The organism is Cryobacterium sp. 10I5 (assembly GCF_035019865.1).
In the GTDB taxonomy this organism is placed as follows: domain Bacteria; phylum Actinomycetota; class Actinomycetes; order Actinomycetales; family Microbacteriaceae; genus Cryobacterium; species Cryobacterium breve_A.
On record NZ_JASJVI010000036.1, the window covers coordinates 26,088 to 37,076 of the forward strand.

General features: G+C 70.8%; 11 protein-coding genes. 4 read left to right on the forward strand and 7 right to left on the reverse strand.

All coding sequences use genetic code 11. The features are described from left to right. The first annotated feature begins 165 nt into the window (after window positions 1-165). From QN350_RS10800 to QN350_RS10810, 3 genes are all read left to right on the forward strand, one after another. The gene (locus tag QN350_RS10800) at window positions 166-1,434 is read left to right on the forward strand and encodes a sensor histidine kinase (RefSeq protein ID WP_323502607.1); all 1,269 of its coding nucleotides are present in this window, start codon (window positions 166-168) and stop codon (window positions 1,432-1,434) included. Then, complete coding sequence (locus QN350_RS10805) at window positions 1,431-2,105, forward strand: response regulator transcription factor (RefSeq protein WP_323502608.1); 675 nt, start codon at window positions 1,431-1,433, stop codon at window positions 2,103-2,105. The genes QN350_RS10800 and QN350_RS10805 overlap by 4 nt, the downstream gene beginning before the upstream one ends. Before the next feature lie 100 nt (window positions 2,106-2,205). Further along, window positions 2,206-2,847, forward strand: a complete 642-nt coding sequence (locus QN350_RS10810) for a potassium channel family protein (RefSeq protein WP_322138792.1) — start codon at window positions 2,206-2,208, stop codon at window positions 2,845-2,847. A gap of 165 nt (window positions 2,848-3,012) precedes the next feature. On the opposite strand, the gene QN350_RS10815 is transcribed toward QN350_RS10810, so the two are convergent. Next, a complete protein-coding gene (locus QN350_RS10815) occupies window positions 3,013-3,810 on the reverse strand; it encodes a transglutaminase family protein (protein WP_322138791.1) in 798 nt (265 codons plus the stop codon). 156 nt (window positions 3,811-3,966) lie between these two features. On the opposite strand from QN350_RS10815, the gene QN350_RS10820 reads away from it, so the two are divergent. Then, a complete protein-coding gene (locus tag QN350_RS10820; RefSeq protein WP_323502609.1) occupies window positions 3,967-4,515 on the forward strand; it encodes a pyridoxamine 5'-phosphate oxidase family protein in 549 nt (182 codons plus the stop codon). Here the strand turns inward: QN350_RS10820 and panD are convergent. The 6 genes from panD to QN350_RS10850 form a co-directional block, all read right to left on the reverse strand. Beyond that, entirely contained in the window at window positions 4,468-4,878 is a 411-nt protein-coding gene (gene panD, locus QN350_RS10825; RefSeq protein ID WP_323502610.1) for an aspartate 1-decarboxylase, read from the reverse strand. The two genes, QN350_RS10820 and panD, sit on opposite strands and share 48 nt — an antisense overlap. Window positions 4,879-4,952: 74 nt before the next feature. After that, complete coding sequence (locus tag QN350_RS10830; RefSeq protein WP_281533878.1) at window positions 4,953-5,924, reverse strand: FKBP-type peptidyl-prolyl cis-trans isomerase; 972 nt, start codon at window positions 5,922-5,924, stop codon at window positions 4,953-4,955. Between the two features lie 155 nt (window positions 5,925-6,079). After that, window positions 6,080-6,712, reverse strand: a complete 633-nt coding sequence (locus QN350_RS10835; RefSeq protein WP_323502612.1) for a hypothetical protein — start codon at window positions 6,710-6,712, stop codon at window positions 6,080-6,082. Between the two features lie 106 nt (window positions 6,713-6,818). Next, entirely contained in the window at window positions 6,819-8,597 is a 1,779-nt protein-coding gene (locus QN350_RS10840) for a chromosome partitioning protein (protein WP_323516356.1), read from the reverse strand. Window positions 8,598-8,843: 246 nt separating this feature from the next. Next, a complete protein-coding gene (locus QN350_RS10845; protein WP_322138786.1) occupies window positions 8,844-10,121 on the reverse strand; it encodes a hypothetical protein in 1,278 nt (425 codons plus the stop codon). Window positions 10,122-10,379: 258 nt separating this feature from the next. After that, a complete protein-coding gene (locus QN350_RS10850) occupies window positions 10,380-10,598 on the reverse strand; it encodes a hypothetical protein (protein ID WP_323502614.1) in 219 nt (72 codons plus the stop codon). Window positions 10,599-10,989: the final 391 nt, after the last annotated feature.

Below are 10,989 nucleotides of genomic sequence, written 5' to 3' on the forward strand. Positions count from 1 at the left end.
CGGGTCGGGCGTGGCGGATGCCGCGAGCCGGCACTGTTCCAGCGTCGCGGCATCCGTCTCGCCGGGCATCCTCCTGCGGCAGCAACCTGCCGTACCGCAGGCGCGGTACGGCCTCTCGTCCCCCGGGAGGATGCCGCAGCCCGGCGCAGGGGGCATCCTTGGGAGATGACCTCGATGTACAGCCATGCGCACCTGCCGCGCTGGGCCGCCGACACGCTGATCACCCTGCTGGTGCTCGCGGGCGCGTTCCTGCCATTCGGCGGCAACTTCCGGGTCGTGCCGAGCGTCGCCGGCACCCTCGTCGCGGTCGCCGCAGCGGCCGTACTACTGGTGCGGCGGCGCTGGCCCCTTCAGGTTCTCGCGGTGTGCGTCGCCCTGTTCATGATCGCCGGAGGCCTCGGTGTGCCACTGACTGCCTTCATCATGCCCACGGCGATCGCCGCCTGGAACGTCGCCGTCCGCACGGACCGGCGCACGACCATCGTGGCCACGTCGCTCAACGCATTCGCCCTCGTCATCACGAGCCTGGTCGTCACCCCGGCCGACGTGCTCGACCCCCGCGTCGTGCAATACGCGGCGATCATCGGGTTCGCCGGCGCAACCGGTGACGCCGTGCGGTCGCGCCGCGCGTACATCACCGCGATCACCGAACGCGCCCGCACCGCGGAGGAGACCCGCGAGTCGGAGGCTCTGCGCCGGGTCGCCGAAGACCGGCTGCGCATCGCCCGCGAACTGCACGACGCCGTCGCCCACCAGATGGCCGTGATCAACCTGCACGCCGGGGTCGCCACCCAGGCACTCCCCGACCGGCCCGCCGACGCACAGGAATCGCTCACGACGATCCGCCAGGCCGCCCAGGCGGTGTTGCGCGAGATCGGCACAATGCTCGCGGTGCTCAGGGACGACTCGGCCGGTCGCCCCCGGCCCCCGGCCGCCGAGATCGGCCTCGGCCGGGTCGACGCGCTCCTGGCCGACTTCGCCCGCGACGGCCTCGCCGTGACCGTGCGCGTGCGCGGCGCGGGTACCCGGCTGCCCGCCCCCGTCGACACCATCGCCTACCGGATCGTGCAGGAGGCCCTCACCAACGCGCACAAGCACGGTGCCGGCCACACCGCAGAGCTCCGCATCAGCTACGGCAGCGGCACGGTCGACATCGAGGTCGAGAACCCGGTCGCCTTCCACGCGATCGACCCGGCAGCGGATGCCCCGACCGGCCATGGCCTCGTCGGCGTCGCCGAGCGCGCGGGCACCATCGGCGGCACAGTGGAGTTCGGCGTGCGTCCCCCGGACACGTTCCGGCTCGCCGTGATCCTGCCCATTGCGAGCGCCGGGGCGAACGCCCCGTCCGATGTCCCGGCCGCCGAGTCGCCGGCCCCTGCTCGCATCTCCGCCCCGACCTCTGCTCCAGACCCTGCAGCAGGAGCGGCCTCGTGATCCGGGTCCTGATCGCGGACGACCAGACCCTGATCCGCACGGCCGTGCGCGAACTGGTCAGGCATGAGCCCGACCTCGAGGTCGTCGGTGAGGCCGCTGACGGGGCCGAGGCGCTCGCCCAGTCCCGGCTGCTGCTACCCGATGTCGTGCTGATGGACATCCGCATGCCCATGCTCGACGGCATCGAGGCGACCCGCGCGATCTGCGCGGATCCCGGGCTCTCGGCCGTGCGCATCCTGATCCTGACGACCTTCGAGGAAGACGAATACGTCGTGCAGGCCCTCCGGGCCGGGGCCGGCGGCTTCGTCGGCAAGGGCACGGAGGCCGCCGACCTGATGCGGGCGATCCGCACGATCCACCAGGGCGACGCCCTGCTCTCCCCCACCGCTACGCAGAGCCTGATCCGCCGCTACGTGCTGCCGGCCGGCCCGGGTCGCGCGGCCTCGGTGCCGCCGAGCCTCGCGCACCTGACCGATCGCGAGCGGGAGGTCCTCACGCTCGTCGCGCGCGGCCAGTCGAACGAGGAGATCGCCGCCGGCCTGTTCATCTCGCCCCTGACCGCGAAGACCCACATCAACCGGACCATGGCCAAGCTCTACGCCCACGACCGGGCGCAACTCGTCGTCATCGCCTACGAGAGCGGACTGCTCGTGCCCGGAACCGCCGGCTGACCCCGGTCGCGCGCCGCCGGCATCCGCCGCCCGACAGCACGCAAGCGGATGCCGGCGGCCGGCCCTGCCGTGCGGGCGATGGTCCTCCTAGAGTGTGGGCATGACTCAAGAACGCTGGCAGCAGCTCGTGCAGTGGCCGCTCCTCGGGGCGGCAATGATCTTCCTGGTCGACTACGCCTGGAGGGTCCTCGCCGATGTGCAGGGCGAACCCGGGCTCATCCTGACCTTCGTGCTCGAAGCAGCCTGGTCGGTCTTCCTCCTCGACTACCTGATGAATCTCGTGCTCGCTCCCCAGCGCTGGTTGTGGTTTCGCACTCACCTCTTCGACCTGCTCGTCGTCGTGCTGCCCGTGCTGCGTTCGTTGCGCCTGCTCCGCCTCGTGACCGCCCTGTCAGCCTTCCCCCGCTCGCCGGGGACAGCGGTGCGGTCCCGGGTCGGCATCTACGTCACGTCCGCGACGGTCCTGCTCGTGTTTCTCGCGTCCCTTGCCGTGCTCGACGCCGAGCGGCGCGCTCCCGGCGCGAATATCACCTCGTTCGGCAACGCGCTCTGGTGGACCTTTGTCACGATCGCGACGGTCGGTTACGGCGACTTCACCCCCGTGACGATCGAAGGCCGGCTGATCGCCGTCGCCCTCATGCTCGGCGGGATCGCCCTCGTCGGCGTTGTCACCGCGACCCTCGCCTCGTGGATCGTCGACCGCGTCGCCGAACTCACCCGCGATCAGGGCGCCGACAAGTGATGCGGCGGGCCGGCTGAGCTGTGCCCACCCCGCCGCCGCTACCGAAACCGCGGGGCGCTCCCGAAACGGTGGGCGCGGCCTGCCGAAACCGGCGCGGTGGCGGATGCTTGTGGGCGCGGGCTGCCGAAACAGGCGCGGCCACGGATGGGCGCGGGGCGCATCCGCTCAGTGCAGGCGCACCAGGGAGTACCGGTCGTCGCGCGGCAGGGTGTCGACAGTCGCGGTCACGGTGAGATCGCGGAGGAACACCGCGCCGCCGATCGTGGTGAGAAAGGCGGTGTCCGCGGCGTCACGGCCGGTCGCGATACGCAGAAGGGTCTGCCGCGGGGCGAGTCCGGTGGCGTCCACGACATGCCAGGCGTCGTCGACGAAGACCTCGGCCACCGCGTGGAAGTCCATCGGCGAGAGCCCGGGCGCGTACACGGAGACGACCCGCGCCGGCACGTCCCGCGCGCGGAGCAGCGCGACGACGAGGTGCGCGAAGTCCCGGCACACGCCCTGCCGGTCGATCAGGGTCCGCACGGCGCCGTCGGTCGGCAGGCTCGACCCGGGCTCGTAGCGCAGCTTCGCGCCGACCCAAGCGGCGACGGCGTTCATGAGGACTGTGCCGGAGAGCCCGGCGAATTCGGCGGCGGCCGTGCCCCAGAGCCGGTCGGATTCGCAGTACCGGCTCGGGCGCAGGTAGCGCACGAGGTCGATCTCGGAAAAACCGGCGTCGCTCGCCTGCCCGGTCGCGGTGACGGCGTAGTCGATGTCGACCGAGCCGGCCTGTGCCTCGACGACATGCAGGCGGGTGCCGTGCTGGTCGAACACGATCCGGGCCTCCAACGGGGTGCCGTCCTGCACGGCCGTGAAGGTCTCCTTGATCGACACGGCCGGGTCGTCGGCGACGCCGATCGAGAGGATCAACCGGGCGGGCGCCCGCACATCGAGGGCGAGGCGAGCGGATGCGTTACGTTCCATCCCACGATGATGGCATGCGCCCGGCGCCTCGCGGTACCGTCCCCGCCGACCGCCACGTCGTCGGCACGCGGGCGGGCGGCACGCCGGCAGCACGCAGGCGGCGGGAAGTCCAGCCTGGCACTGGTGCGCGTCACCGGGCGGGTCCATGCTGGGGTCATGCTCGGGGAATTGAACGCTCGTGAAATCGACGCAGTCCTGCACACCAGTGTGGTCGGCCGGATCGGCTGCCACAGCGACGGCCGCACCTACATCGTGCCGATCACCTACGCCTACGACGGCGACACCGTGTACGCACACAGCGCAGCGGGCACCAAAGTCGAGATGATGCGGGCGAACCCCGCCGTCTGCTTCGAGGTGGAGCAGCTCGACGACCTCGCCAACTGGCGCACCGTCGTCGCCTGGGGTGAGTTCGAGGAGCTGCACGGTGCGGATGCCGACGACGGCCTCCGCAAGCTGCTCGCCCGGCTCGCACCCTACGTGACGTCGACGACGGCGCAGCCGGTCTCGGGTCCCGACGGCACGTTCCACGGGATCCGGACGACGGCGTCTGAGCCGGTGCCGCCGTCGGCGGGCCGGGTGGCCGCATCCGGTCAGGCACCGGTTCTCTACCGGATCAGGCTGACCGAGAAGACCGGCCGGTTCGAGGAGCGCTCGACGTCAGGCCGTGAGCGGCGGGCGGCTCAGGCCAGCGACATGTACACCTGAGGGGTCTGCGTCGACCGCGACGATGTGGTTGTCCGCGTCGACGTGCACGACGACGGGGACGTAGCTGCGGGCTTCTTCGTCGCTCATCTGCGCGTAAGAGATGATGATGATGAGGTCGCCCTGCATGCCGAGGCGGGCGGCGGCGCCGTTCAGGCCGATGACTCCGCTGCCGCGCTTGCCTGCGATGAGGTAGGTCTCGAAGCGGCTGCCGTTGTTCACGTCGACGATGCTGACGCGCTCACCGACGAGCAGGTCGCCGGCTTCCATCAGGTCCTCGTCGACCGTCAGCGAACCGACGTAGTGCAGGTCGGACTGCGTCACGGTGGCGCGGTGGATCTTGGACTTGAACATCGTGCGCTGCATGGTGGAACTGGGCCTTCCGGCGGCGGCCCGGGGGCCGCCGCCTGGTGCGGGTGTCTGGTTAAGCGGTGTCGCGACTATGCGGTCGCGAGGATGTCGACGACGAACACAAGGGTGTCCGTTGCCGAGATGCCCGCGGTCGTGTTGCCGGTTGCGCCGTAGCCGAGCGCCGGCGGGATCACGATGACGACCTGCGAACCGACGGTCTGGCCGACCAGGCCCTGGGCGAAGCCGGGGACGACGTTGGCCGTCGCGAAGGTGGCCGGGCCGCCCTTGCCCCAGCTCTGGTCGAAGACCTTCCCGGTGGCCCACACGACACCCGCGTACTGCACGGTCACGGTCGCGCCGTCGGCGACGGTCGCGCCGTCGCCCTTCTTGAGGACCTCGGTCTTGAGCTCGGTCGGGGCGTCGCTCTTCGGGACGGTGATCGTCGGGGCGCCGTCGTCGGCGAGCGCGACGGTCGGGAAGCCGTCCTGCGGGGCCTGGTCGGCGCCGCTCGCGCGGGTGGGCACCTTGCCCTTCACGTCGATCACGAAGATGATGTTATCGGTCGCGGCGACCTTGAGGTCCGTGTTGCCCGTGGTGCCGAACGCGTCGACCGGCGGCACGACGACGGCGACGCGCGAGCCGATGTTGGAGCACGCGATGCCCTTGAGGATGCCGGGGATGACGGAACCGGTCTCGGCGACGGTGACGGTGAGGCCGGCTGCGGTGCCGTAACCGCCGGCGTTGAGCTTGGCACCCGAGGTTGCGTTGTACGCGGTGTACGCGATCTCGACGGCGTCACCGGTGTTGACGGCGTCGCCGTCGCCCTTGGTGATCACGGTGCGCTCGGTCGCGGTTGCCGCGAGCGGCGCCGTGAAGGTGACGGTGGGCTCGACGCCGGCGTCACCGGCGACCTTGACGGCGTCCGAGCTCGTGCCGGGGTCCGTGCAGGTCAACGCGGCGGCGGCGGATGCCGTCGGTGTCGACGACGGGGATCCGCTGCAGCCGGTGAGGGCGAGCACCGCGACGGTTGCGACGGTGAGAAGGGCAGGAAGTTTGCGCACGCTGATCTTTCTGTTTCGAGAGTGGTCTCTTCGATGATGGGCCTCGGTCAGTATGGACCATGCATCTATGAGTAACCTGAACCGACCGGTCGGCGGAGGACAGACCGCGGGCATCCGGTAGCGGATGGCCGCACGAGGGAGCCCGACGGAAGACGCTACCCGACGTTGGTGTCGGGAGCGCCAGTCGCCGGGACATCGGTCGCGACGGGGGCGGTCGCCGCCGCCGTCAGCACGTCCACGACGACGACGACGTTGTCGTTCGCGTGGAGGTCGAGCTCGATGTTCTCCTGCGCTCCCCAGGCATCCACCGGGCTCGCGACGACGGCGACCCGGGAGCCGACCGTCGAACAGGTGACGCCTTTGAGGATGGCGGGCAGGGTCCCGTCCGGGGTGGCGAGGTTCACCCGGACGGGTGCTCCGGTGTCGAGTCCCGAGGTGCCGGGCCCGAATCCGCGGGCGTCGATCTTCGCCCCGGTCCTGCCGTTGTAGAACGCGACGCCGAGTTCCACGTAGTCGCCGGTCTGCACCGGGGCGCCGGTGCCGACGGTCATGACGGTGCGTTCGGTGTTTGCGGCGGTCAGCGGCGTGGTGAAGGTGACCTCCGGCGCGCTGCCGACGGCCCCCGGCGCGACCACGGCGTCTGAGGCTGCCCCGGGCTGGGCGCAGCCGGCCGGGGCGGCGGGCGACCGGGTCGCTGCCGGGCTGCATCCGGTGAGCGCCAGCACAACGCAGACCGCGACGAGACCGGCGGAGGCTCCGAGGGAGATAAGGGCGGGGTAGCTGCGCACGGGTGGACCTTCTTGTCGGCGGGCGGCCCCGATTGGCACGCCCGCCGTGCATTATGACGTACGCAGGCGAACGGGAAGGTACACGTCCCCGGGCGCCCGGCGCCGGCTACAAGCCTTCGGCGATCGCAGCGGTCGCGTAGAGCCAGGCCTCACGGGTGCGCGGGGCGAGGGCGTCGATGTTGAGCGGGCCGCCGGCGACGAGCGCCGGGTCGTATGGCACGTCGACGACGGTGCGGGTGAGCTGGCTGAAGTGGTCGTGCAACCGGGCGGACAGGGCTCGGTCGGCCGTCTTCGCCGGGGATGCGAGCACGGTCACGGCCTGGGCGACCTTGTCCCCGTGCCCCTTGAGCCGCAGACCGTCGAGGAGCGAGGCCGCGCCGTACGCGGTGTCTTCACGGATCGTCGAGACGACGACGAGCTGGTCGGCGGTCTCGACGGCCGCCTCCCAGTTCGAGGCGCGCATGTTGTTGCCGGTGTCGATGATCAGGATCCGGTAGAAGCGGCTCAGTGCGGCGTGCAGCTTGCCGAAGGCGACATCGTCGATGCTCGCGGCGCCGGCCGGGTCGAGGTCGGAGGCGAGTGCGTCGAAGCGCGCGTCGCCCTGGTTGCGCACGTACTTGTCGAGGTCGCCGACCCTCGCCGACGTGGAGTACGCGAAGTCCTCGAGGTCGCGGAGCAGGTCGACGGCCGTGTTCGTGTGCTGGGCGCCCTGCGCCCGCACGCCGAGGGTGCCCATCGTCTCGTTGTTGTCCCAGGCGAGGGTGTACCCGCCACGGTGGATGCCGAACGTCGCGGCGATCAGCAGCGTCGCGGTGGTCTTGTGCGCGCCGCCCTTGGGGTTGAGCACCACGATTGTGCGGGGACCGCTGAGGCTGCGCTGCACTGCCGCGATTGCGGCGCGGCGGGCGAGTTCGCTGCGGCCCGGCGACGGATTCACGAGTCCGCCGGTGACCCGGCGCACGGTGCCCTGCCAGCCGAGGAGGGCGGGTCCTGCGACGATCGCGGGGCGGGAGCTCATGAAGTCGGCGAGGTTGGGACCGTCTTCCGCGGCGACCAGGGTCGTGTGCGGTGCCGGGACGAGCAGTGCGGAGGAGGCGGAGACCGGCGTGGACCGGAACTCGGATACCGAGCCGGCCGCGATTTCGTCCTCGTCCTCGTCGGCGTCGAGATCGCCGTGTTCGAAGATGATGTCCTCGAAGAGTCCGGGTGGCGGTCCTGGCGTCCGGCGGGGCCCTGCGGGCACGGATTCGGCGGCCTGAGATGGCGCATCGGCGTCGGCACCGGCATCCGCTTCGGCATCGTCATCGACGTCGACATCGACAGTGGCGCCGCGTGCGGCGTTGGATGCATCGGCTGCATCGGCTGCATCGGCTTCGGCCCCGTGTTCCGCTGCCGACTCGGCATCGGCCTCGTCGACGGACGTCTGCGCCACGGCGTCGAGGGGGTCACCCAGGGCTGCGAGCTCGGCCAGTTCCTCGAGGGCATCGATCGGTTCCATCGGTTCCGCCAGGGCCGCCGGGGCGTTGTGGTCGCCGGTGTGGGCCATGGCCCGTTTGGCAGACTTGCCCTGCGACGCTGCGGGTTCCTCGGTTTCGAGCGCGTGGTTCGGCAGTGCGGCGGCGGGAATGAAATCGCCCGCGGCCTCCACTTCGCCGTCCGGGTGCACGACGAGGGGCCATTGGCCCTGCTCGTCGTCGGCGGTCAGTCGCACCGGGCGACCGATTTCGCGGGCGACATCCGTCACGCGGTTGATGATCTCTTCACGAACACCGGCCTCGTCGCGGGCCGTCACCTGCTGGCCCGCCCCGTCGATGATCAATTCGCCGGTTCCGTTGCTACGAATCGTTGCCTGGATGCGAGGAGGTACGGATACTTCGTGTTTCATGGTCAGCCTTTTTTCCGTCGAGCTCAGCTCTTCGTGCTTTGGTGCGCTCCGGAACAACTGGACCGCGCCACAGACCAGCCTAACGGGCGCGAGTGATTACCCCTCGTTTAGGCGTGATTCTCCCTCAGGTAGGCCCTCGTCGGCCGTGCACCGACGCCCCGGAATCACCGGGAATCACCGGCCGCGCCCGGCGTCGCCGGTGCGCCGGGACCGCCTGGCGGAATCGATGACTCGCGGCGCGGAACCTCAGCCGGAGACCTGGCTCGTCGTCACGGTTCGGAGCCAGGGCCCGGGCGGGACATCGGCGCGCTCGGTGAATGACCAGTCGACGTGGTCGGCGTCGCCGTCCAGGTCGGTGAAGCCCAGGCATCCGTTGAGCGCGGGCGAGACGTCCATTCCGGCGCCCTGGCTGCTGTCACCGCTGAACTTGAGGTTGATCGGGCGCGCGTTGGTGGTGCCGAAGACGTACCCGGCGTCGTGGTACAGCGCTCCGCTCGAGGGCCCGGCGTCTTCCACCTGGCCGTAGCAGACGTGCCCGTTCGGGCCGACGATGCGCACCCAGCGGTTCTTCAGGTAGGAGAACCCCGGGTCGGCGCAGTGGCTGAGGCCGAGGGTCGCCGCCCACGGCACGACGGTGCAGCGCCCCGCGAATGCGGTCGGGTCGTTGACGTCGTCGAAGGGCAGGTCGAGGTAGAAGGCGTTCTGCAGGGGTGCCGGCTGACGGGTGGGCAGGAACCCGTTGGCCGACGTGCGGGCCTCGGTCGCGCAGAGGAAGGCGGCGCCCGTCCCGGAGCTCACGCCGTCGCACCCGCCATAGGCGCTGCCCGCGCAACCACTCGCCGCGGCCGGAGTGATCCCGGTCGTGATCCCGGTGTGGTGAAACGCCCACTGCCCGTCGTAGGTGCTGCAGACCTGGCTGCCATCGCTGAGGTTGGCGTTGAAGATCTCACCGACCCAGAATGTCGTCGAGACGATGTTGGCGTGCAGGGGGTACCGACTGGCCGTCTGGCCGGCGCCGGACGGCACGACGACGACGACGAGCTGCTCGTTGCGGTCGGCGAATGCCGCTCCCGCGAACGTGTCGGCCGATCCGCTCGACGCACCCCCGGTTGCCACGGTCGCCGCGCCGAGTATTCCCGTCGAAGCGAGGGCGCCCGGCTGCACACCGAGGCCCGCCGCCGGGGCGGCGCTCGGTCGGCCGGCGCCGGGCCCGGCGGGCGCTCCGTCCGCGGCGACGATCGGCTTCGGGGCGGATGCCGGGGCCTGGCTCCCTGCTCCGCCGACCGGGCCGGCAGTCTCCGCGACCGGCGTCGGTCCGGCAGACGAGGTCACCTCGCCCGCCCTTCCGTCGGGCCCGGCGAAAGGGGTTGACGCCACGGCTCCCGGACCGGAGGCGGCGTGGCCGGCTTCCGCGACCGGCGCGGTCGCGGCGACGGGCACGACAGACACCGCGAGCGCCGTCGAGAGGGCGAGGGTGACGAGGAGCAGGGCAGGGTGAATCAGGAGAGGAGCGACGGCGCGCATGAGTCCGATCGGATCACAGAGTTGCTGGGTCCGGTGGTTCGTGCCTCAGCAACCGCGGCTCGACCGATTTTCATGGGACTCTCCCAGCATGGCCACGACAAGGCGGGCATCCGTTTCGGCGCGCCGCAACGGGGAGAATTGAGTGAGGACCTGTCACGTCACGGCGGACGGGGGCGGTCGACACCCACGGCCTTCGCACAGACCTGACCTGTGACGGCCTGACGCGCGAAGGCCCGTCCGGCTACCGCCGGGCGTGGCTCAGCCCGCGAGCGGCAGGTTCTCGGTCCCGGGGTGCCAGCGGATGGCCCGGATGCCGGCGCGCGTTGCGTGGGTGTCGTCGTGGCCGTTCTGGCGACGGCACTCGACGAGGTCCTGGGTCGCTGTGATGTGCGGGTCGCGGCAGGAGTTGGCGTAACTCGTGTAGTCCGTCTCGAGCAGGAGTTCGTCATCGGTCATGTTCGCGTGTTTCTGGTTCACAGCACTGGTTCCTGGTTCACGACACCGCCGGCCTGCGTCATGCGCCGGCAACGGTGCCTGGTGGTTCTACTGGTTCGGACGGTGGTGAGCGACGCCCACTGCGGGCGTCGAGCCGGTCGTCACTCCCGCGGGGGAGACGTCGACGGATCGACACTCCCTGCGAGGTTGTTCTGCTGCTGATCAGACTAGGGCTGGGTTGGACGAAGACCCAGTAAACCTGATGAATCGTCACATAAACGTCACTGTGTTACGGGCGTGTCACCCGGCCGGCACGTGCGGGTGCGGATGCGGATGCGGACCGTCGTGCGGCGGGTGTGGGCGACCGTCGACCTCGTGCTTGCGCAGGTGTGGCGGGACCGGGGGCGGGCCGTCGTGCGGGCCGTGTGGAGGG